Genomic DNA, 22728 nt, shown 5'->3' on the forward strand with positions numbered 1-22728 from the left:
GGTTGCGATCTTTTGATCTGATTTCACCATTGCCCCGCCCCAAGGCATACTTGCCCCCCTCCGCATTCCAGAACACTGAACCGCCCCATGCGTATCCACGTCAGCTTCATCGACCGCGTCGGCATCACCCAGGAAGTCCTGGCGATCCTCGGTGGGCGCAATCTCAATCTGGATGCGGTGGAGATGATTCCGCCCAACGTCTACATCGACGCCCCGACCTTGAGCCCGCAAGTGCTTGAAGAACTCAAAGATGCGCTGTTTCGGGTGCGCGGTGTCGAAGCGGTCACGGTGGTCGACATCCTCCCCGGCCAGCGTCGGCACCTGCAGCTCGATGCATTGCTCGCAGCGATGACCGATCCGGTGCTCGCCCTCGACAGCGCCGGGAAAGTGCTGCTGGCCAACCCGGCACTGATCGCGCTGTACGGACGCGAACCGGCGGGTGAAAGCGTCTCTGAACTGTTCAACGATCCGGGACTGCTGGACGCCCTGCTCGAACAAGGCTTCCGTCTGCCGCTGCGCGAGATCACCGTCAATGGCCAGACCCTGTTGCTCGACGCCACGCCGATCACTGACGCCGGCGCGCTGCTGACCCTGTATCAACCGAACCGTATCGGCGAACAACTCTCGGCGTTGCACCACGACCATGCCGAAGGTTTCGATGCGCTGCTCGGCGAATCCCCGGCGATCCGCACCCTCAAGGCCCGCGCGCAACGGGTCGCCGCCCTTGATGCACCGCTGCTGATTCAGGGCGAAACCGGCACCGGCAAAGAGCTGGTGGCCCGCGCCTGCCATGCGATCAGTGCGCGACACAGTGCGCCGTTCCTCGCCCTGAACTGCGCGGCCCTGCCGGAGAACCTCGCCGAGAGCGAGCTGTTCGGCTATGCCCCCGGCGCCTTCACCGGCGCGCAACGTGGCGGCAAACCGGGGCTGATGGAACTGGCGAACCAGGGCACTGTGTTTCTCGACGAAATCGGCGAGATGTCGCCGTACTTGCAGGCCAAACTGCTGCGTTTTCTCAACGACGGCAGCTTCCGCCGCGTGGGTGGCGACCGCGAGGTGAAGGTCAACGTGCGGATCCTCAGCGCGACCCACCGTGATCTGGAAAAAATGGTCAGCGAAGGTCTGTTCCGCGAAGACCTGTTCTATCGCCTCAACGTGCTCAACGTCGAAGTGCCGCCGCTGCGTGAGCGTGGTCAGGATATTCTGTTGCTGGCGCGTTACTTCATGCAGCAGGCCTGTGCGCAGATTCAGCGGCCGGTCTGTCGCCTCGCGCCCGGTACCTATCCGGCACTGCTCGGCAACCGCTGGCCAGGCAACGTGCGGCAATTGCAGAACGTGATCTTCCGCGCGGCGGCGATCTGCGAAAGCAGTCTGGTGGACATCGGTGACCTCGACATTGCCGGTACTTCGGTGGCGCGGCAGACCGACAGCGACGTCGAGAGCCTTGAACAAGCCGTCGAGTCCTTCGAAAAAAACGCTGCTGGAAAAACTCTACGTCAGCTACCCCTCGACCCGCCAACTGGCCAGCCGCCTGCAGACTTCGCACACGGCAATCGCCCATCGCCTGCGCAAGTACGGCATTCCGGGCAAGTCTTAAATTCACCCTAACCCCCTGTTGGAGCTGCCGAAGGGTGCGATCTTTTGATCTTGATCTTAAAAAACAAAAAATCAAAAAAGATCGCAGCCTGCGGCAGCTCCTACAGGGATTGCGATGTTCCTTGGTCTACATTGTCTGTCGAGCCCTCCGCTCACATAACAACAAGCAGGAGCATCGGCATGTCGCTACAAGGCAAAACCCTGTTCATCACCGGCGCCAGCCGTGGCATCGGGCGTGAGATTGCGCTGCGGGCCGCGAAGGACGGGGCCAATATCGTGATTGCGGCCAAGAGCGCCGAAGCCCATCCGAAATTGCCGGGCACCATCCACAGCGTCGCCGCAGAAGTCGAAGCGGCCGGCGGCTACGCCCTGGCGCTGCAACTGGATGTACGTGATGAAGACGCGGTGCGCCATGCGCTGGCCCAGGCCAACGAACATTTCGGCGGCATCGATGCGCTGGTGAACAATGCCGGGGCGATCAAGTTGACCGGTGTGCAACACATCGAACTCAAGCGGTTCGACCTGATGCACCAGATCAACACCCGTGCGGTGCTGCTGTGCAGCCAGGCCGCCCTGCCCTATCTGAAGAAATCCGCCGGGCACATCCTCAACCTGTCGCCGCCGCTGAATATGGCGAGCAAATGGTTCGCCCAGTACAGCCCTTACACCGTGACCAAGTACGGCATGAGCATGCTGACCGTGGGCATGAGCGAGGAATTCGCCAGTTACGGCATCAGCGTCAATTCGCTGTGGCCGCAGACGATGATTGCCACGGCGGCGATCGAGTTTCAGTTGGGCAATCGCGAGTCGTTCAAGCATGCGCGCCTGCCTTCGATCATGGCGGATGCGGCGCATGTGATTCTGAGCAGCAGCGGGCGACAGATCAGCGGACGGTTATTGATAGATGAGGAGATTTTGCGCGAGAGCGGCGTGACCGAATTCGATCACTACCGATTTGATCCGGACAGCACGACCCACCTAATGCCCGACTTGTTCGTCGACTGAAAATACCTAACCCCTGCAGGAGCTGCCGAAGGCTGCGATCTTTTGATCTTGTTTTTTAGGATCTAAAAGATCGCAGCCTTCGGCAGCTCCTACAGGGATCCGGCTCAGAATTCGATTCTGACGTCGCCTTTCGGCACGCTGCAGCACGACAGAATGTACCCCTCGGCCTCGTCGTCCTCGGTAATCCCGCCGTTGTGCTCCATCTCCACTTCGCCGCCCAGTTTCATCACCTTGCACGTGCCGCAGATCCCCATGCCGCAAGCTTTCGGGATCATCAGGCCAAGCTTGGCCGCCGCCGCATGCACGGTTTCGCCCGGGGCCACGCGAATGCTCTTGCCGGAGGCGGTGAACTCGACCTGATGCAGATCCGCCGCATCGATTTCCGGTGCCTCGGCGGCCTGTTCGGCTTGCTCCACCGCGTCGGCGCGGGCTTCAGGAGGAGTCGCACCGAAGGATTCCTCGTGATAACGCGACATGTCGTAGCCGGCGGCTTCGAGCAGGCGCTTGACGGCGGTCATGTACGGCGTCGGGCCGCAGCAGAACACTTCGCGCTCAAGGAAGTCGGGAACCATCAGCTCCAGCATCTTGTGATTGAGGTAGCCGCGATAGCCGGCCCACGGCTCGCCCAGCCCGTGTTTCTCGCAGATCAGGTGCAGGCTGAAGTTGTCGATCCGCGACGCCATGTGCTCCAGCTCGCGGTGATAAATGATGTCTTTCGGCGAGCGGGCGCTGTGGATAAAGGTCATGTCGACATTGGCGTTGGTGTCGTAGAACCAGCGCGCCATCGACATGCACGGGGTGATCCCCACGCCGCCGCTGAGATACAGCACTTTCGGGCTCGGGAAATCGATGGCGTTGAACAGCCCGACCGGCCCGTGCACCGCCAGCTCCTGGCCTTCATGCAGGGTGTCGTGCAACCAGTTGGAAACCTTGCCGCCCGGCACGCGTTTGATGGTCACCGAGAAGCTGTACGGCACCGACGGCGAACTGGAAATCGTGTACGAACGCATGATCGGCTGACCGTCGATTTCCAGCTCCAGGGTTACAAACTGCCCAGGCTTGAAGAAGAACAGGATCGGCTGGTCGGCCATGAAGCAGAAGGTGCGTACGTCCCAGGTTTCCTGGATGACTTTGACGCAACGGACGATGTGTCGGCCATTGGCCCAGGTCTGGGTGGTGACCGGATTCAGGAAGCTGTTGGACATGCTGTTCTCCACGGCCGACTGTCGGCCTTCATGTGGCGATTCTGCGTATAGCGTGAACCGCCCGTTTACCTATCCGCGACATCGGCATACTTATCGCGACCAGCCCCTAACCACCGGGGGTTACGCGTCGGGAACAGATTGCACCATGTCGCCCATGGATAAGGTTCCGGGCAGCGCCGGCCCCACACTCGTCTCACACCAAGACAACTTCTTTACACCTTGCGTAGCAACCCTGATCAGCCACTTTCGCCGGCCACGCAGATGGCCTTGAGGATCACATTGATGGACACCGCAAAAATCAGCCTGGGCGACCCGCTGGAACCCGCACGCAAGGCCACCGCACAGATGCTGCAGGAGCGCGAACGTACCTTTTCGCTGCCGCAGCCGTTCTATAACGATGAGCGCCTGTTCGATATCGATATGCAGGAGATCTTCCAGAAGGAATGGTTGATCGCCGGCATGACCTGCGAGATCCCGGCCAAGGGCAACTACATCACCCTGCAGATCGGCAAGAACCCGATCATCGTCATTCGTGGCGCCGAGGGTGTGGTGCATGCGTTCCACAACGTCTGTCGCCACCGAGGCTCGCGCCTGTGCACCAGCGACAAGGGCAAGGTTGCCAAACTGGTCTGCCACTACCACCAGTGGACCTACGAGCTGGACGGTCGCCTGCTGTTCGCCGGTACCGAGATGGGCGCCGACTTCGACATGAAGCAGTACGGCCTCAAACCGGTGAACGTGAAGACGGCCGGCGGCTACATCTTCATCAGCCTGGCGGAAAACCCGCCGGCCATCGATGACTTCCTGTCGACGCTGAACCACTACATGGAACCGTACGACATGGAGAACACCAAGGTGGCGGTGCAAACCACCTTGATGGAAAAGGCCAACTGGAAACTGGTGCTGGAAAACAACCGCGAGTGCTACCACTGCGGCGGCTCGCACCCTGAATTGCTGAAAACCCTGCTGGAATGGGACGACGTCACCGACCCGCGCGCCGACCAGGCGTTCAAGGATCACGTTGCCGCGTCTGCTGCTGCCTGGGAAGCCGAGAAAATCCCTTACGCCCACGCCAGTTTCGGCCTGCGCAACCGCATCGTGCGCATGCCGCTGCTCAAGGGCACCGTGTCGATGACCCTGGACGGCAAACAGGGCTGCGCCAAGCTGATGGGCCGGATCAAGAATCCGGATCTCGGTTCGATGCGCATCCTGCACCTGCCGCACTCGTGGAACCACTGCATGGGCGACCACATCATCGTGTTCACCGTGTGGCCGATCAGCGCCCAGGAAACCATGGTCACCACCAAATGGCTGGTGCACAAGGACGCCGTCGAAGGCGTGGATTACGACGTCGAACGCATGCGCCAGGTCTGGGACGCGACCAACGACCAGGACCGGCGTCTGGCCGAAGAAAACCAGCGCGGGATCAACTCCACGGCTTATCAGCCGGGGCCGTACTCCAAGACCTATGAGTTTGGCGTGGTCAACTTCGTGGACTGGTACAGCGAGCGGATGCTGAACAACCTCGGGGCGGAACCTGCGCCGTACCTCAAGGGAGTGCCGGTTCAGGGCTAAAAGCAAAAGCTTCGCGAGCAAGCTCGCTCCCACAGGGACTGGCGGTGTACACAAATTCTGTTATCACCGCCGACCACTGTGGGAGCGAGCTTGCTCGCGAAGAGGCCGGCCCAGTCACCACCTCACTTCGATGACCACCTCACACTGCCATCCTCCCCAATAAACTCCTCAAAAATCTCCTCCCCCACCAGCCGGATTTTCGCGTAGCCATTCAGCACCCGCAGCGGGTAATCCGGATCGTTCGCATCCTGCGTCTCCGAAAACAGCACCCGCGAATGGCCGTTCAGCTCGCTGGTGGTGCCGTAGGGAATCGCTCCGTGTCCGGCGCAGCGCGCATGCAGTCCACCTTGTGGCGCATAGACAATGCCGTTGTGCAGATGCCCCCAATACCAGTAATCCGGCTCGCGCCCCAGCGCATCGCACACCGGTTGATACAGCGCGGTCTTGTGGTGCCCGGTGATGTCGAAGCCCTGATGGTGGCTAAGCACCATGAGTTTCTTGCGTTTCGGCAGGCCCTTCATCCACTCGATCTGCGGTTTGTTGAGGGTGCCGTCCATGTACAGGTTCATGACATCCGAAGCGTACGCGGTGTCCAGCCCGACAATCAGCCAGTCGTCGTTGATCAGGGCAAAGTAGCTGGTGCCTTGCTGCCCCGGAAAACGCGCGGCCAGTTCCTTGAAGTAACCGTGGGCGCCGCTGTACATCTCGTGATTGGAGTTGAGGGTGAACGAGCCGTGGGTGCCCATCGGCCAGCCGGCCATGTCGGTGTCTTCCTGGGAGTGGCTGCCGGCGTAATAAACGTCCCCCAAATGAATGGTGAAATCAGCGTTCGCCAGTTGCATCTGATTGGCCACCGACACCGCCGGCGCGTGGCTGTTGAACGGCCCGGTGCCCCAGTCACCGGCAATCGCCAGCGTCACTTCGCGATCCATGGTCACCATCGCCGGGTCAGTGCCGAAGGTCGCGTGATGACGCAGGTTTTCGATCCACTTGAGCAGCGCCTCGCTCCATAGCAGATCCAGCAGTTCCCATTTGCGACATCCCAGCAGCGTGCCGTCCTTGAGCACCTTGGTCTGCAATTGATCGGGCGATTGCGGCAACGGCGTGGCATTGCCGATGCGCAGGATCGACAGACCATGGGACAACTCCCACGGCACCGCTGGTTCGTCGTCCGGCAGCTCGCCGTTTTTCAGCACGTATTGCGCCTGATCGTGGCCGCGCTGCAGCAGCTTGATGATTGCCTGAAACTCCTGCGGCTCCAATTCGATGATGAGCTTCATCCAGGCCATTTCCATGCGCGTGAACAAGCCGTGAATGCGCACCTTGACCTTGTCGTATTCATGCTTCAGATGACCGACCGCTGACATGGCGTAATCCTCTATCCGTAAGGGTTCACAGGGTTTTCATGAATTCGATCAACGCACGCTTGTCGTCGTCCGACAGCGTGGTGCCATACAGGTGACCGCTGTTGTGGTTGCCCTCCAGGCGGGTGTCGTATTTGAAGTCCGCCGAGGCTTTGGCCTGGGCACCCGTGGTAACGAAACCGACGTTGACCGGGTCGTAGACATCGGAGCCGGTGATGAACACCACCGGGCGTTTTTCCGGCGGTTGCAGCAAGTCCCACAGGGTTGGCACCGAACCGTTGTGCAGGTACGGCGCGCGCAGCCAGATGCCGTCGGTCGGCGTGTTGCTGTAGCTCTGGGTCTTGCGATACGCGCCGAAGTCGAACGGCGGTTTCTTGAAGGTGTGGAACGCCGTCACCAGACCGGTGGTGAATGAGTCCAGCCGATGTGGATCGGTGCCGAGCTGATCGATGTTGGTGGTCACTTGCCCGGTGTCGGCGCGACCGAAGTCGTGGCAGGCGGCGCAATTGGCGTCCCAGAGTGGTTTGCCCCGGGCGACCTTGGCCTGATCCAGTGCCCACGGCCACGCCGGCGCCTTGTGCCCGAGCAGCCAGTTGGTCACCCGGTTGAAGCTCGGCGGCAGCACCGATTCCGGCGTTGCGCCCACGGCCATTGCCGCGGCGTAGTTGCGTTCGTGGATCTTGTTGTTATTGCCGTCCCAATGCAGGTACATCGACTCCCGCGGTTTCTGGTTCCAGACTTGCGGCAGGTCGACGGTGCCGATGGTCGAGTCATCCGGAAAGCCGAACACCACCATTTTCGTCGGATTGAAGGTGTCGGTGCGACCCGGGCCCTGTTGCGGACGCAGCTTTTGCCAGGCGTAGGCCTGCTTCTGTTTGAGCAAAGCGCTTTTCGCCATCGGGATGATCAGGTAGCGGTTGTAGAGCTTCTCGAAAAAGCCCAGCTGAAACTTGCCGTTGATCGCCGCCATCACCGCGTCGGTGGTGAATGTCGGATCGCTGGCGCAATCGTAGGCGAACCACTGGAAGGCCTGCAGTTGCAGGGTGTTGGCCGGCGCACTGGGCACGTTGACCGCGACGTCGCTGGCATTGGCCCGATACGATCCTGTGTGACACAGCGCGCAGTTCGGTTCCACGGTCGGGTAACCGATCTGCCGCTTGGCCATGCCGATCGGCAGGTCCTTGCCGTTCTCATAGAGAAAGCCGAAGACCTCCCAGCCGCCGGGCTTGGGCAGTTTTTCCGGGCACATCTGTGGCAGCACGGCGAACAGGTAATACGGGATCCGCGCTTCGATGCCCAGGCCGATGGCGGCATATTTATAGTGATCTTCGTCGGAGGCGTATTCCTGCTCCGGCACAACCCGCAGCATCTGGTACCAAGTCTCGTAACCGATAAAACCCAACACCGCGACAACCACCAGCGTGCCGACCTTGAAGCTGTGACGCTGCCATTGCCGTGCCCAGGCCGCGCGCCACTCGCGACAGCCATCGCACAGCAGCGCCCAAGGCCGGTTCGCAGGCGTGGTGCCGAGGTACAGCAGAATGCCGAGGATCAGGAAAAAGCTCAGATCGCCCAGCAGCATCGGCACGAACACCGAGCCTTGGCTGCTGGTGTTGATCAGGTAAATCCAGAACACCACGGCGATCAGCCGCGTCAGCACGCACAGCCAGGAATGCACCACATAGCGCGGCGCGTTGAAGCCCGACGGCATGTAAAACACGCTGATGCCCACCAGCAGCATCCCGGCGTTTTCCAGCCACGGGTCGGAGAGTTGCGGCGGCAGACCGACCACCGATGTCAGCAACCCCGGCGCAAACAGCGCCGGGATCGCGAACACCATGTTCATCGCAATGCCGAGCCAGATGAAGCGTTGAAACCAGCGGATGTAGCTGTCCATGTCTTCCATTTCCTTCTGACCACCAACCTGCAATGTCCCTTGTGGTGAGGGGATTTATCCCCGACGGGTCGCGAAGCGGCCCCAAACCCCGCCAGCGCGGTCTGTCAGGATCAGCGCGCGCTCAGGTTTTACGACTGCTGCGCAGCCGATCGGGGATGAATCCCCTCGCCACAGAGAATCTCCTCAACACAGAAATCAGTAATCGATCTCAACCGAGGGCCGTTTTCTCCAGGTGCTCAAGGATGATCGGATACACATCCACCACCGCGTTCTTGCCGAACATGCAATCGATGTGGCCGTAACCCGGCACCACATGCCGGCTGTAACGCTCCGGCCCGTGGACTGCGCAGACGCGCTGGTAGGTCTTGAGCGTGCTTTCCGGCAGGTAACACTGGTTCTCCGCGCCGCTGATAAAGCAGATCGGCATGGTCAGCCGCTCAAAATGCGGCATGTACACATCGTTGCCCTTGAAATCCACCAGATGCCCTTTGCGCACGATCAGCGCCAAATGCTCGAAAGTCTCGATGTTCGACTCGCCGAACAGTTCGTGCAGGTTGTCGTGCAGGGTTTCGTTAAGGGTGTCGTGGCGATACAGCGAGGCGTACATGAAGGTGATGCGGTGGCACACCGGGTTGGTGCAGTAGCCCTGCGCTTCGATCCGCGCGTAGCCGTTGAGGGCCTTGTCATAGAGCCGGTTGAACCAGTTTTCCTTGCTGTCGGCGTAAGCGGTCATCGATTTGATACCGATGGCGTCGAGCATTCCCGGCAAGTGCAGACCCGCCTTCAGTCCCGTGGCAGTGGCGACCACGGTGTCAGCGGCAATCTGCGAGCAGACCACCGAACGCACGCCTTGCAACCCCGCCAACAGCGACATGAAGAACGTCGTCGCGCCGTAGCAATGCACCACGCATTGCACGTCTTTGGCCTGGGTTTCTTGCTGAATTTGCGCGATGGCAGCCTTGAAGTCGTACTGGGCGATCTGGTCGCCGTTCCATTCCTTCTTGCTCGCCGGCAGCAGAATGCTCACCCGGAAATCCAGCAGCCACACGTCGTAATCGTGCTTGCACAAATACTCCAGCAGGTTGGTCTGGATGGTGTCGGTGGAGAAGATATTCGAACCGACACCCAAGCCATGCACCAGCATCACCGGGCCTTTGCTGCCAGCCTGATATCGGGTCAGGCGCAGTTCGACGCCGTCCTCGGTGGGGAAGAAATGCACCGCCGGGGTTGGCGCATCCAGCGGCCGTTTCAGCCGTGGCGGCGCGTCGGGATTGAAGTATTTGTCCCCTGCAAACACCCCGCCGTAACTCTCCCAGAGAATCCCGGCGAAGAACTTGCCGAAGCGCGCCAGGCCTTCGATGCGCTCACGCTCGTTGCGCGCGTTGAGCACTTTCATGGTAGTCATCTGCTTGGCGAAATCGGTCGGATGAATGTGCATAACCCCGGAGCCGATCACCTCGCCCGACTTGTCCGGCCCGCGGTACAGCGTCACGTACAGGGTGCTGGTGTCGTGCCAGATATTCAGCACGCCGTTGTCTTCCGGCACGGTTTTGAAGGCGCTGAAGAAATAGTCGGTGCCGTCCTCGGCGGTCAGCTTCATGTCGTATTTCATGTGCCGCGTATCGACCTGCTGCTCGAACTGTTCGAACAGGTTGAACACGCCGTTGCTGGCGGTCAGCGGTTGCGGCGACAGCGACGGGGCATTGACCGTACCGACAATGGTCGCGGCGTGTTGCGGTTCCTTGATCATCCGGTTGAGGTCGTTGGCGGTGATGGTCAGGGTGAAGTCGATCGGCGAGTTGTCCGCCTCACCGCGTTTGGCCGCCGCTTCGTAGACTTTCAGATCGGTGCTTTGTGCGGCGGTGAAAGCGCGGGAGAAATAGCCCTTCATGGTTTCGGTGAACTGCACGCCGAGGGTCGGCGGTGCCACCTGTTTGCGCGGTGCCGACGGCAGTGTGTAGTCGATGTGCCAACCGCGGTCAGCGGCGAGCAGGCCCATGTTGCGCTCGCTCACGGCAGAGATGGTCAGCAGCGGATTGACCGCCAATGATGTCGGAATCACCGCGCCGTCCGTCACGTACAGATTGGCGTAAACATTGGTGCCGGCCGCGCCGCTGAACACCTGGCCCTTGTGATTGACCACGCCTTGCGCCGCGTCTTCACCCATCACGCAACCGCCCAGCGGATGCACCGAAACAATGCTGTGCTTGAGCAGCTGGGTCCAGATCGGGTTCTCGACCCAGACCCCGCCCAGTGCCTTGGTGCTCTGGTACAGCCGCTCGTTGCCGAGCTTGAAGTTTTCCTGCTCGCCGACACCCGGCCAGTCGATGCGCAACTGGTCCTTGCTGTCGAGCAGCATCCGGCCCTGGCCACTGTCGTGGCTCATGATCAGGTAGGTCTGCATGTTGTGCAGCGCGCCGTAATACGGGCCGCGCAGGAAGCTTTCGGCCTCGCGCTCCTTGTAGCCAAGCTTGCCGCTGAAACTGTCGTCGGTGGCCTTGCCGATCATCTCGGCAAACCCGGCCATCGCCGGCACCATTGGCCGGCCGAGCGCGCCGGGGATCGAACCTTCCTCGATGACCATGCGGCTGCGCCAGTCACCTTCGGTGCGCATGTCGATGACCGAGGTGATGCACGGGCCAACGGGGTGCAGTTCCTTGGCCGAATGCGCGCCGAAGCCGATGCCGTTGATGGTCTGCTCGCAGTTGTGGCCGAAGCCGAGAATGTCACCGTTACCGCTCATGTTCTGACCGAGCTGGCCGGACATCACCAGGCCTTTGTCCCGCGAACGCAACAGAATCTCGGTGGAACCCAGGGTGCCGGCAGACACCACCACGATGTCGGCTTTCACGAACAGCGTCGGTGCGTCGAATTTCTCGCGCCCACTGTCGAGGTACTGGAAGTGCACGATCCAGCCATCGCCGGCGCGCTCCAGATGACGCACTTCGGCCTGACAGAAAATCTCCGCGCCGTGGTTCCATGCATCCGGCAGATAGTTCATCAGCGTGGTGTTCTTGGCCTTGTTGTTACAGCCCGAGACGCAGTCGCCGCACTGGTTGCACGGCAACTGTTCGACGCCGACGTGGTTGAGATTGTTCGGCAGTTTGTCGAAGGTCACGTTGATCGGTGGCTTGTAGAAGTGCGCGCCTTGCTTGAGGTAGTCCGCAGACTTTTTGTTGGCGTCGAGCTTGGGCAGATTCGGCGCGCTGTTCGGGTACGGATTGGGCTTGAGCATTTCCCGGGCGCGGGCGTAACCGTCCTTGAGTAACGTATCGCGGTGTTCGCGTACCGCTTGCGGCCAGCGCGGGTCATCGAACACCCCGGGCTCAGGCTCCAGTGCCACGTTGGCGTTGATCAACGACGTACCGCCGAGGCCACAACCCACCACCACATTCTGCTGGGCATTCACGTGCAGATCGAACAGGCCGGTGCGCGAGCCAATGTGGCCGTCCGGGTCGTGGATCTGCAACTCTTCAGTCGCGGCAATCATGGTGTTGGGGTATTCACCGGGCTGAATTTCCCGCCCGCGTTCAAGCAGGCACACCTGCTTGCCGGCCCGGGACAGCCGCGACGCAGCAATGCCGCCGCCATAGCCGGAGCCGATAACGATCACGTCATAGTGTTCCTTGATCTCACTGATGGGCGTTGCGATGCGTGTCATGAGGGTGTTCCTCTCTCAGGCAGATGGGGGGCAACTCTGCGGTTGCCTGCAATCAATGGGCGAACGGGCACCTGGCCTCCGGGCGAGCCCGGCGACAGCACAACGGTCGGAGCAGCAGGTCGCTACAGACGAGCGTGTTGATTGGCCGCACGTCGTAACGGTGCGCTTGCGGGGCGTGGGGGGATGGCGGTGTGGGCGGCTATCCATCATGCGTTCTCCCAGAACCTGATGTGGATAAGTGACGGCTGTCCTTGTGCCATTGCAGTGAAGACAGCGCAGGAATCGAAGTCAAGGCCGCGCCTTAGAACTGTATGAAATCTGATCAATTGCCGTTTGGACTATACCCGGCAAGGCCTGCAGGGTTTGGCGAACAAGTTATCCACATAGCCATGCACAGCAAATGGGGGTAACTGTGGATGAACCGAAAAATAACGGGCTGATTTGTGAAGAAAAATCGTGACTTATCCAGAAGGATGGTTTCCACGAGTGATTGAGTGTTTTTTGATCAAGTCTCTACATGCCACGTTTCATAAGGCCTGCAGAGGATGGCGAACACGTTATCCACAGAAGCGCCAACAGAGTTCGGGGGTAACTTTGCTGCAGCTGTGGAAAAGCGCTGAGTGCTAAGCAATTCGTGGGTTTGCGCGGGAATTATCAGCTTTAAAAGCATAATCGATCATTTATTGAGCAATTCTCTACAAGCCATGGTTCATAAGGCTCACAGCGTATAGCGAACATCTTATCCACAGAAGCGCCAACAGAGATTGGGGGCAACTCTTGAACTTATTCAGGAGAAAACGTCTGGAAAAACCGTGACTTAGACTGGTTGTTTTTTGATCTTGGGCCTGAAGGGCTTGATTGGCGTGGGGTACAGGGATGGGCGAACACGTTATCCACAGATCCGCCAACAGGGATTGTGGGTAAACAACACCAAATCGTCGAACCACATCCTGTAGGAGCTGCGGCACGCTGCGATCTTTTGATCTTGATCTTGAAGATCTAAAGATCGCAGCCTCGTTTCACTCGACAGCTCCTACAGGGGTCAGCGGACGACGCCTTCTTCAATCAGCAGTTTGAGGATCGCTTCAGCGCCGGCCTGCGCGGTGACGCCTTTAAGCACTTGTCCCCCACCGCCACTGGCCTTGGCCGTCGCCGCTTTCATCCGGTCCGCACCGCTCTTGGCCTTGATCACCTTCAGACGTTTCGGCCGTGGTTTGGCCGGTTGCAAGGTGGCGACGGTCAGCAGTTCATCGTCCAGCACTGCCACATCTTCGGCATTGAGCACACCCCGCCGCGCCGGGCCGTAGGCGCTCTGGCGTGGCTTGGGTGCAGCGTTATCCACAGTTGCCAGAAACGGCAGCTTCACCTTGAGACGCCGCCGCTGCCCACGGGGCAAGGCTTGCAGCACCAGCGCCGAGCCGTCGCTGATCGATTCGACCTGCGCCAGTCCCACCACCAGCGGCCAGCCCAGTCCTTCGGCGAGCAAAAACGGCAACATGCCCGAGCCTTCGCCGGTTTCCGCCTGCGTGCCGGTCAGCACCACCTGGGCGCCGGCATCGCGCAGATACGCGGTCAGCGCCGGCAACGCGTCGGCGCCAGCGGGTTGCTCCAGCACGTGCATCTGCGCGAGTCCCATGCCCAGATAGGCGCGCAGCGCCGGTTCGGCAACGTCCCCGGCATGCAGCACTTGCAGGTTATCCCCCGCCAGCTGCAGGCCCAGTTCCACGGCGCGCGCGTCCTGTTCGGCACGGCGTGGCCGGCCCGAGGTCGGGTGGGCGCCGATGGAGACCAGGCTGATGACATTGGTGTTCATAACTGTGTCCTTCCCTTAAGCCGCATCGCGCTTGGCGTCGTTGCGGTAAGCCGCTACCGCCGCGATCAAGGCTTGAAGAATCTCCGCGCTCTCGCCGATCACCGACAGGTCGGCGCGTTTGATCATGTCGCATCCCGGGTCGAGGTTGATCGCCACCACCTTGTCGCAGGCACCGATGCCCTGCAGGTGCTGGATCGCCCCGGAGATACCCACAGCCACATAAACCCGTGCGGTGACCCAGGTACCGGACGCGCCGACCTGCCGGTCACGGGCCATGAAGCCGTCGTCCACCGCCACCCGCGAGGCGCCTTCGGTGGCGCCGAGAGCGGCGGCGGTCCTGTGGAAAAGATCCCAGTCCTTGACCCCGTTGCCACCGGAGAAGATGAACTCGGCTTCGGCCATCGGAATGGCCGCCGGATCCACCGCCACCGCACCCAGATCCTCGATCCGCGACAGGCTGCGCGCCACCGTTGTGGATAACTCCACCGGCAGGGCTTCGTGACGGGTTTCGCTGACCGGTTCGGCGCATTCGGCGGCAGCCAGAATCAAGCGGGCGACCGGCCGCGCCAGGTCTTGCAAGCCCGCGCCAGCGCGCCCGATGCATTGCTGATCCTTGACCTGCCAGACCCGTGTGGCCGGGCGTTCGCCCAGTGCTGCGGCCAGTCGCCGACCGAGTTCACCGCCACCGCTGCGGCTGTCCGGCAGTAGCCAATGGCGCGGGTTGAACTGGTTATCCACAGCCCGCAAGCCCTGCACCCGTTGTTCCGGTGCATAACCGCTGAATTGGTCGCCCTCCAGTACCAGCAAACGATCGACGCCGGCCGTGGCGAAGGCGCTCTCTTTGTGTTCGCCAAACACCACCGCCAGCACCGCACCGTCCTTGCCGGCCAGTTGGTGAGCCAGGCCCAGCAGGTCGCGGTCGTGGCTGCTCAAACGCCCACCGACCATGTCCGGCACCACGCTGATGTAGAACGCCGGGGCCGGTACCTGATGCAGCGGCAGTTGCACTTCAACCGTGGCCGAGCGTTTGACTGCCCCACCCTGTTGCGCGCCGCTGCGGTCGATACGCTTGATGCCGTTGGGGCCGATGAAACCGATGCCGTGCAGGTTCTTGCGGATGATCCCGTTGGGGCCCATCCAGCTGTGTTGCGCCGGTTGCATGGCCGCGTGCAGCGGGTGCAGACGGTTACGCGCAATCCATTCGGCGCGTGGGTCGCGGCGGATAATGTCGCTCATCAGTGGGCCTCCGCAGGTTCACGTTTGGCCGGCGTGGCAGGCTTGTCTGGCGCGGCATCTTCAAGCAGCGCGTCGGCCACCAGTTCGGCGATGTCCTTGATCAGCGGACGCGGTTCGACCACGCCTTCGAGCATCGCCGTGCATTGTGGACAACCCACCGCCACCAGCTCGGCGCCGGTCTCGCGGATGTCTTCCATGCGCATGTCGGGAATCCGCTGCTTGCCCGGAATGTCAGTGATCGGCGCACCGCCACCACCGCCGCAGCAGCGCGAGCGGAAGCCGGAACGCTGCATCTCTTTGACCTCGATGCCGAGGGCGCGCAGCACTTCACGCGGCGCCTCGTACTCGCCGTTGTAACGACCGAGGTAGCACGGGTCGTGATAGGTCACGCTGTTGCCTTTGTGCTGACCGAGGTTCAGCGCACCGGCCTGAATGATTTCCGCCATGTAGGTGCTGTGGTGCTGCACCAGGTAGTTGCCGTCGAACGCGCCGTACTCGTTTTTCAGCACATGGAAACTGTGCGGATCGCAGGTGACGATGCGGTTGAAGCGGTATTTGGCCAGGGTCTGGATATTGCGTTTGGCGAGCAACTGGAACGTCGCTTCGTCACCGAGACGCCGGGCCACGTCGCCGCTGTCGCGTTCTTCGAGGCCGAGTACGGCGAAGTCGATTTTCGCGGCCTTCAGCACTTTGACGAACGCACGCAAGGTGCGCTGGTTGCGCATGTCGAAGGCACCGTCGCGACCCAGAACAGCACGTCAGTGGACTTCTTCTCGCTCAGCAGATTGAGGTTCAGGTCCGCCGCCCAGTTCATCCGCCCACCCGGGGCAAAACCGCCGGGGTTGTCGGTGGCGATCAGATTTTCCAGGACTTCGGCGCCCTTGTTCGGGGTCGCGCCTTTTTCCAGCGTCAGGTGGCGGCGCATGTCGACGATCGCGTCGACGTGCTCGATCATCATCGGGCACTCCTCGACGCAAGCGCGGCAAGTGGTGCACGACCACAGGGTTTCGGCATCGACCAGACCGTTGACGATCGGTTGATGCGGATTACCGCTGTGCTCACCAATTGGCTTGCCCGGATACGGACTGCCAGCAAACTTCGCGTCAGTGCCGCCAGCCAGGCCGACGACCATGTCCTGAATCAGCTTTTTCGGGTTCAGCGGCTGGCCGGCAGCGAACGCCGGGCAAGCTGCTTCGCACTTGCCGCACTGCACGCAGGCGTCAAAACCGAGCAACTGGTTCCAGGTGAAATCCTTGGGTTTTTCCACACCCAGCGGCGCCGATGGATCGTTGAGGTCCAGCGGTTTCAAACCGGTGGAACGACCGCCGCCAAAGCGCTCGGCGCGACGGTGCCAGGCCAGGTGCAGGGCACCAGCGAAGGCGTGCTTCATCGGCCCGCCCCAGGTCATGCCGAAGAACAGTTCCGACACGCCCCACAAAACGCCGAGCCCGAGAATCGCTGCCAGCAGCCAGCCGCCGAAGTTCTCTGGAAGGATCCCGGCCACCGGCAAGGTCACCAGAAAGAACGACGCCGAGAACGCCAGCAGGCTTTTCGGCAGACGCATCCACGGGCCTTTCGACAGCCGTGCCGGCGGGTTGAGCCGACGCCGATAAACGAAGATTGCCCCGACGAACATCACCGCCGTCATCAACAGCAGCGCGTAGCCGAGGATGCGGTTATGCAGGCCGAAACCGTGCACCAGAATCGCCAACACGATCGACGCCACCGCACCACCGGCCGTGGCCACGTGGGTGTTGGCGATGTATTTGTCCCGCGCCACCACATGGTGCAGGTCGACCATGTAGCGCTTGGGCATGGCGAACAGGCCGCCGATCAGATCGACCTTCGAGGCCCGGCCCCGACGCCACATGGCCACCCGCCGCAACGCGCCCAGCACCGCAAGGGCCAGGGCTGCGAACAACAGGATTGGAAGAAGGGTGTTCAACATGGTGAAGCTCCCACCAGTACAGCCTGGAGAAACACGGTCTTTGCGTAGGAGCTGCCGCAGGCTGCGATCTTTTGATCTTGCTTTGAACAACAAAAAGTCAAAAGATCGCACCTTCGGCAGCTCCTACAGGGTTGTGTGCAAGCCGTCAGAAGTCTTTGCACAACCGCAGGGCGTCATAGATCGCAGCATGGGTATTACGCTGCGCCACGCAGTCGCCGATGCGGAACAGCAAGTAGCCGTCACCGGTGCTGCTCAGCGAAGGTTGTGGCTGGATCGCGAACAACGCTTCGACGTCGATCTGGCCCTTGTTGCGCGAACCCTCTTTGAGCGCGTAGTAGATTTCCTCATCCGGACGCACGCCGTTTTCCACCACCACCTGATCGACCACCCGCTCCTCTTTGGCGCCGGTGTACTCGTTCTCCAGCACCGCCACCAGCTTGTCGCCTTCGCGGTAGACCTTTTCCAGCATCATGTCGCCGGTCATGATCACTTCTTTCGGGTACATGCTGCGGTAGTAGGTCGGGAACGACGTACCGCCGATGGCCACGCCCGGTTTGATGTCGTCGGTAACGATCTCGACCTGGCTGCCCTTGTCGGCGAGGAAGTCGGCGACCGACATCCCGGTGAACTCGCAGATGGTGTCGTAGACCAGCACGTTCTTGCCCGGCGCAACCTTGCCGTCGAGCACGTCCCAGCTGCTGACCACCAAGCCTTCGGCGGCACCCCAGTGTTCGTTCTGCTCAAGGTATGGATGACCACCGACCGCCAGCACCACGATGTCCGGGCGCAGATCCATGAGGGTGTCGGCATCTGCGGCAGTGCCCAGACGCAGGTCGACTTTCAGGCGCGCCAGCTCCAGCTGGAACCAGCGGGTGATGCCGGCGATCTGGTCACGCTGCGGCGCTTTCGACGCCGTGGTGATCTGCCCGCCGATGAATTCTTTCTTCTCGAACAGGGTCACGTCGTGGCCACGTTCGGCCGCCACACGCGCAGCTTCCATCCCGGCAGGGCCGGCACCGACGATCACCACCTTGCGTTTCGGCCCGGTGGACTTCTCGATGATGTGCGGCACGCCCATGTATTCACGGGACGTCGCGGCGTTCTGGATGCACAGCACGTCCAGACCTTGGTACTGACGGTCGATGCAGTAGTTGGCGCCGACACACTGTTTGATCTGGTCGACCTGGCCCATCTTGATCTTGGCGATCAGGTGCGGGTCGGCGATGTGCGCGCGGGTCATGCCAACCATGTCGACGTAACCGCCTTCAAGGATGCGCGTGGCCTGGTTCGGGTCCTTGATGTTCTGCGCGTGCAGCACCGGCACCTTGACCACTTCCTTGATTCCGGCCGCCAGGTGCAGGAACGGCTCCGGCGGATAGCTCATGTTCGGAATCACGTTGGCCAGGGTGTTGTGGGTGTCGCAACCCGAGCCGACGACGCCGATGAAATCGAGCATGCCGGTATCGTCGTAATACTTGGCGATCTGCTTCATGTCTTCGTGGGACAGACCGTCCGGGTGGAACTCGTCACCGCAGATGCGCATGCCGACGCAGAAATCGTCACCGACCTCGGCGCGCACGGCTTTCAACACTTCCAGACCGAACTTCATCCGGCCTTCGAAGCTGCCACCCCATTCATCGGTACGCTTGTTGACGCGCGGGCTCCAGAACTGGTCGATCATGTGCTGGTGCACGGCCGACAGTTCGACACCATCCAGGCCACCAGCCTTGGCACGGCGCGCGGCTTGCGCGTAGTTGCCGATCACCCGCCAGATTTCTTCCGGCTCGATGGTCTTGCAGGTGGCGCGGTGCACCGGTTCACGGATGCCCGACGGCGACATCAAGGTCGGCCAGTGGAAGCCGTCCCAACGTGAGCGTCGGCCCATGTGGGTAATCTGGATCATGATCTTGGCGCCGTGCTTGTGCATGGCGTCGGCCAGATTCTGGAAGTGCGGAATGATCCGGTCGGTGGACAGGTTCACCGAACTCCACCATTGCTGCGGGCTGTCGATGGCGACCACCGACGAACCGCCGCAGATCGCCAGGCCAATGCCGCCCTTGGCTTTCTCTTCGTAGTATTTGACGTAGCGCTCGGTGGTCATGCCACCGTCAGTCGCGTATACCTCAGCGTGCGCGGTGCTGAGCACGCGGTTGCGGATGGTCAGTTTGCCGATCTGGATCGGCTGGAACATTGCTTCGAAAGCCATGGCGGGTTCCTCGACTTACAACGGCTTGACGGTGAACAGGCCGTCGTCATGGCCTTCTTCGGAGCCACCGTAGACTTGCTCGGCAACCGTACGAATCTTGCTGCCGCGAGCGGCGAGAATCTGATCCATGGCGCCGGCAAACCAGCCGGTGAACATGTAGTCGACCTTGCGCCCGACCTTGCCGTACACGTAGACGAACGCCGAGTGTTCGAGCTTGACGCTGGCGGTGCCTTTGTCGAGGTCGATGTCCTGAATCTTGAACAGGCCCCAGCCGCGTTGCGACAGACGCTTCATGTAGTGCTCGAACACCGCGACGCCTTCCAGGCCGTGGCATTCAGCTTCTTTTTCGCACCAGTGCCAGGCGGACTTGTAGCCGGCCTTGTAGAGGATTTCGGCATAGGCGTCGGCGCCCAGCACTTCCTCGATGCCCATGTGGTTATTGACGAAAAAGTGGCGTGGCACGTAGAGCATCGGCAGGGCGTCGGAGGTCCAGACACCGGTTTCGCTGTCGACTTCGATTGGCAATTGCGGGGCGATCTTGGCCATGGAAACTTAACTCCAGAAAATTCGGTTTGTTGCCCCCGGCACGGACGGCCGGGGGAAAGGATTCAGAAGTGCGGCGGCTTATTCGCCCCAAACGTCCTTCAAGACGTTCACCCAGTTTTCGCCCATGATCTTGCGTACCACACGCTCGGAGTGGCCGCGCTTGAGCAGGGTTTCGGTCAGGTTCGGGAACTCGCCGACGGTGCGGATGCCCAGCGGGTTGATGATCTTGCCGAAGCTGGTCAGACGACGGGCGTAGCCCTTGTCATGGGTCAGGTATTCGAAGAAGTCCTGGCCGTGCCCCTGGGTGAAGTCGGTGCCGATGCCGATGGCGTCTTCGCCAACGATGTTCATGGTGTATTCGATGGCTTCGGCGTAATCGTCGATGGTCGAATCGATGCCCTTGGCGAGGAACGGCGCGAACATGGTCACGCCGACAAAACCGCCGTGGTCAGCGATGAACTTAAGTTCGGCATCGGACTTGTTGCGCGGGTGCTCTTTGAGACCCGACGGCAGGCAGTGGGAATAGCAAACCGGCTTTTTCGATTCGAGGATGACTTCTTCTGAAGTCTTGGAGCCGACGTGGGACAGGTCGCACATGACGCCGACGCGGTTCATTTCGGCGACGATCTCACGACCGAAGCCCGACAGACCGCCGTCGCGCTCGTAGCAGCCGGTGCCGACCAGATTCTGCGTGTTGTAGCACATCTGCACGATACCGACGCCGAGTTGCTTGAACACCTCGACATAGCCAATCTGGTCTTCGAACGCGTGAGCATTCTGGAAGCCGAAGAGGATGCCGGTCTTGCCCTGCTCCTTGGCGCGACGAATGTCGGCGGTGGTGCGCACCGGCATTACCAGATCGCTGTTTTCGCGGATCAGCTTCTGGCTGGCGGCGATATTGTTCACGGTCGCCTGAAAGCCTTCCCACACCGACACGGTGCAGTTGGCCGCCGTCAGACCGCCCTTGCGCATGTCTTCAAACAGCTCGCGGTTCCATTTGGCAATGATCAGACCGTCGATAACGATGCTGTCGGCGTGTAATTCGGCTGGGCTCATCAGGCGTCCCCTTATTGGCGATTCATGCGCCGAATCGTCTGCCGGCGCTTTGGGGCCAGCATATGCCTCGGTGCCGGGGCGACCGGGTGCAAAAACGACAGGGGAATTGCCGAAAGCGTCAATCCGCGACAAAGGGTCGCCAGGCGCTGCGATCAGCTACCTGTTCAAGCCCGCCAGCTTGAGCCAGAATCTGGCGCATCTTGGATACACCACTGGATTAGAGCGGCGACAACCATGAAATCGATCTTCCTGGCTTTGGCACTGATGGCGACCGGCGTACACGCCGCCGAAGAGACCGACAACAACCCGTGCGACGCGGTGGAAAACGACGTCCAGACCCTGGAATGCTCGACCTACAGCCGCAGCACCGCCGAAGACCTGCTCAAGGACAACTACGCCAGCCTCAACGAGCGCATGCAGGCCACCTACGGCAAAAACGCCGCGCAACTGGCCGACATCACCGCCAAACTGAAAACCGCCCAGCAACAATGGCTGAAAACCCGCGACGCCGATTGCGCCGTGGAAGCCTTCCCCGCCACCGAAGGCAGCAAGGCTTTCAAGATTGCGCAGAATGACTGTGTGGCGCGGATGAGTGACGAACGATCGGAGTTTTTGGAGTCGATTGGGCAGGAGTGATTCGGGAAGTTCGGCAACATGCCGACAAACGTTGTTGATTGGCCGACTGGAAAATATAAGTAAAGATTCGAAAATCTTATAAAAGACTTATGTTTCCAGTGCCATGACTCAATCCGTCGACATCCAAATCATCAACGATGCCGAGGGCAACCCGGCCTTCGTGGTCATTCCCTACGCTCAATACGTCGCTCAGAAAATGCAGCCCGATCTGATCCCGCATGAGGTGGTCAGTCGCATGGTTGACGGGGCGACACCGATCCGTGCCTGGCGCGAACACCTGAACCTGACTCAGGAAGAAGCGGCGAAACGTCTGGGAATTTCCCAGCCGGCGTTCGCTCAACAGGAAACAGTAGCGAAGCCACGCAAGGCAACCCGCGAGAAAATTGCCGCAGCGTTCGGCATCACCGCCAATCAGCTTGAGTTGTAGGCTGCCCTCTTCATTCAAAGGAATTCCCATGAACATCTGCGGCATCGAAATCAAAGGCAGCGAAGCGATCATCGCCGTGGCCTCCCTCGACGGTTCGGCCTTGAGCCACGTTGCACTGAGCACCAAGAAAATCGCCCTCGACGATGATGACGAGGCGGCCAACGTCAAACGCTTCGCGGCGCAGGTGGCGTCGTTTGTACGCGAGCATTCGATTGACCGGATTGCGATCAAGAAGCGCAGCAAGAAGGGTGAGTTTGCCGGTGGGCCGACCACGTTCAAGATCGAGGGGGTGTTTCAGTTGCTGGAGGGGTGTGAGGTGACGCTTTTATCGCCGCAGACGATCAATGCGCAGGCCAAGAAGCACAATTTCGAGCTGCCGGGGACGCTGAACAAGTATCAGCATGAGGCTTATAAAGCGGCGTGTTCGGCGTTGGTGAAGAAGTAACGCGATTCCCGACATCACATTGAAACCTGTGGGAGCGGGCTTGCCCGCGATGGCGGTGTGTCAGGCAATAACAATGTTGGATGTGCTGGACTCATCGCGGGCAAGCCCGCTC

Annotated in this window: 14 protein-coding genes and 2 pseudogenes; 6 read left to right on the forward strand and 10 right to left on the reverse strand. The window is 60.8% G+C overall.

The window, feature by feature from the left end:
- Positions 1–87 precede the first annotated feature (87 nt).
- Positions 88–1597, forward strand: a pseudogene (locus HT737_RS13090) (sigma-54-dependent transcriptional regulator).
- Positions 1598–1776: 179 nt separating this feature from the next.
- Complete coding sequence (locus HT737_RS13095; protein WP_182402791.1) at positions 1777–2601, forward strand: NAD(P)-dependent oxidoreductase; 825 nt, start codon at positions 1777–1779, stop codon at positions 2599–2601.
- Between the two features lie 104 nt (positions 2602–2705).
- Here HT737_RS13095 and gbcB read toward each other — a convergent pair whose 3' ends face one another.
- The gene (gene gbcB / locus HT737_RS13100) at positions 2706–3806 is read right to left on the reverse strand and encodes a glycine-betaine demethylase subunit GbcB (protein ID WP_041069889.1); all 1101 of its coding nucleotides are present in this window, start codon (positions 3804–3806) and stop codon (positions 2706–2708) included.
- Positions 3807–4088: 282 nt separating this feature from the next.
- Between gbcB and gbcA the strand changes: the two genes are divergently transcribed.
- The gene (gbcA, locus tag HT737_RS13105) at positions 4089–5381 is read left to right on the forward strand and encodes a glycine-betaine demethylase subunit GbcA (protein ID WP_047297065.1); all 1293 of its coding nucleotides are present in this window, start codon (positions 4089–4091) and stop codon (positions 5379–5381) included.
- Between the two features lie 122 nt (positions 5382–5503).
- On the opposite strand, the gene HT737_RS13110 is transcribed toward gbcA, so the two are convergent.
- The 9 genes and pseudogenes from HT737_RS13110 to HT737_RS13150 form a co-directional block, all read right to left on the reverse strand.
- Positions 5504–6748, reverse strand: coding sequence for a metallophosphoesterase (locus tag HT737_RS13110; RefSeq protein WP_182402793.1), 1245 nt, complete (start codon positions 6746–6748; stop codon positions 5504–5506).
- 25 nt (positions 6749–6773) lie between these two features.
- On the reverse strand, positions 6774–8642 hold the full coding sequence (locus tag HT737_RS13115) for a hypothetical protein (protein ID WP_182402795.1): 1869 nt from the start codon (positions 8640–8642) through the stop codon (positions 6774–6776).
- A 208-nt stretch (positions 8643–8850) separates the two neighbouring features.
- Entirely contained in the window at positions 8851–12303 is a 3453-nt protein-coding gene (locus HT737_RS13120; protein WP_182402797.1) for a GMC oxidoreductase, read from the reverse strand.
- Between the two features lie 1042 nt (positions 12304–13345).
- Complete coding sequence (locus HT737_RS13125) at positions 13346–14116, reverse strand: electron transfer flavoprotein subunit beta (RefSeq protein ID WP_047297069.1); 771 nt, start codon at positions 14114–14116, stop codon at positions 13346–13348.
- 15 nt (positions 14117–14131) lie between these two features.
- Positions 14132–15352: an electron transfer flavoprotein subunit alpha/FixB family protein gene (locus HT737_RS13130; protein ID WP_182402799.1), complete on the reverse strand. Its 1221-nt coding sequence runs from the start codon at positions 15350–15352 to the stop codon at positions 14132–14134.
- A pseudogene (gene dgcB, locus HT737_RS13135) lies at positions 15352–17300 on the reverse strand (dimethylglycine demethylation protein DgcB). The gene HT737_RS13130 and the pseudogene dgcB overlap by 1 nt, the downstream one beginning before the upstream one ends.
- Before the next feature lie 145 nt (positions 17301–17445).
- Positions 17446–19506 carry a dimethylglycine demethylation protein DgcA gene (gene dgcA, locus HT737_RS13140; RefSeq protein ID WP_095668140.1) on the reverse strand — a complete coding sequence of 687 codons (2061 nt, stop codon included), beginning with the start codon at positions 19504–19506 and terminating at the stop codon, positions 17446–17448.
- A 15-nt stretch (positions 19507–19521) separates the two neighbouring features.
- Positions 19522–20052 carry a DUF5943 domain-containing protein gene (locus HT737_RS13145; protein ID WP_007926354.1) on the reverse strand — a complete coding sequence of 177 codons (531 nt, stop codon included), beginning with the start codon at positions 20050–20052 and terminating at the stop codon, positions 19522–19524.
- 78 nt (positions 20053–20130) lie between these two features.
- On the reverse strand, positions 20131–21108 hold the full coding sequence (locus HT737_RS13150) for a dipeptidase (RefSeq protein WP_007962626.1): 978 nt from the start codon (positions 21106–21108) through the stop codon (positions 20131–20133).
- A 234-nt stretch (positions 21109–21342) separates the two neighbouring features.
- Between HT737_RS13150 and HT737_RS13155 the strand changes: the two genes are divergently transcribed.
- From HT737_RS13155 to HT737_RS13165, 3 genes are all read left to right on the forward strand, one after another.
- Entirely contained in the window at positions 21343–21744 is a 402-nt protein-coding gene (locus HT737_RS13155) for a lysozyme inhibitor LprI family protein (RefSeq protein ID WP_027610649.1), read from the forward strand.
- A gap of 103 nt (positions 21745–21847) precedes the next feature.
- Positions 21848–22171 carry a helix-turn-helix domain-containing protein gene (locus tag HT737_RS13160; protein WP_182402801.1) on the forward strand — a complete coding sequence of 108 codons (324 nt, stop codon included), beginning with the start codon at positions 21848–21850 and terminating at the stop codon, positions 22169–22171.
- 28 nt (positions 22172–22199) lie between these two features.
- On the forward strand, positions 22200–22616 hold the full coding sequence (locus tag HT737_RS13165) for a DUF3010 family protein (protein ID WP_095668139.1): 417 nt from the start codon (positions 22200–22202) through the stop codon (positions 22614–22616).
- Positions 22617–22728 lie beyond the last annotated feature (112 nt).

Origin of the sequence: Pseudomonas sp. MD195_PC81_125 (assembly GCF_014060985.1) — a bacterium.
Lineage (GTDB): Bacteria > Pseudomonadota > Gammaproteobacteria > Pseudomonadales > Pseudomonadaceae > Aquipseudomonas > Aquipseudomonas parakoreensis.

Bases quoted from the DNA above. Each gene is read 5' to 3' on its own strand.
- HT737_RS13095 (WP_182402791.1), top strand. From the start codon at position 1,777: ATGTCGCTACAAGGCAAAACCCTGTTCATCACCGGCGCCAGCCGTGGC.
- gbcB (WP_041069889.1), bottom strand. From the start codon at position 3,806: ATGTCCAACAGCTTCCTGAATCCGGTCACCACCCAGACCTGGGCCAAT.
- gbcA (WP_047297065.1), top strand. From the start codon at position 4,089: ATGGACACCGCAAAAATCAGCCTGGGCGACCCGCTGGAACCCGCACGC.
- HT737_RS13110 (WP_182402793.1), bottom strand. From the start codon at position 6,748: ATGTCAGCGGTCGGTCATCTGAAGCATGAATACGACAAGGTCAAGGTG.
- HT737_RS13115 (WP_182402795.1), bottom strand. From the start codon at position 8,642: ATGGACAGCTACATCCGCTGGTTTCAACGCTTCATCTGGCTCGGCATT.
- HT737_RS13120 (WP_182402797.1), bottom strand. From the start codon at position 12,303: ATGACACGCATCGCAACGCCCATCAGTGAGATCAAGGAACACTATGAC.
- HT737_RS13125 (WP_047297069.1), bottom strand. From the start codon at position 14,116: ATGAACACCAATGTCATCAGCCTGGTCTCCATCGGCGCCCACCCGACC.
- HT737_RS13130 (WP_182402799.1), bottom strand. From the start codon at position 15,352: ATGAGCGACATTATCCGCCGCGACCCACGCGCCGAATGGATTGCGCGT.
- dgcA (WP_095668140.1), bottom strand. From the start codon at position 19,506: ATGGCTTTCGAAGCAATGTTCCAGCCGATCCAGATCGGCAAACTGACC.
- HT737_RS13145 (WP_007926354.1), bottom strand. From the start codon at position 20,052: ATGGCCAAGATCGCCCCGCAATTGCCAATCGAAGTCGACAGCGAAACC.
- HT737_RS13150 (WP_007962626.1), bottom strand. From the start codon at position 21,108: ATGAGCCCAGCCGAATTACACGCCGACAGCATCGTTATCGACGGTCTG.
- HT737_RS13155 (WP_027610649.1), top strand. From the start codon at position 21,343: ATGAAATCGATCTTCCTGGCTTTGGCACTGATGGCGACCGGCGTACAC.
- HT737_RS13160 (WP_182402801.1), top strand. From the start codon at position 21,848: ATGACTCAATCCGTCGACATCCAAATCATCAACGATGCCGAGGGCAAC.
- HT737_RS13165 (WP_095668139.1), top strand. From the start codon at position 22,200: ATGAACATCTGCGGCATCGAAATCAAAGGCAGCGAAGCGATCATCGCC.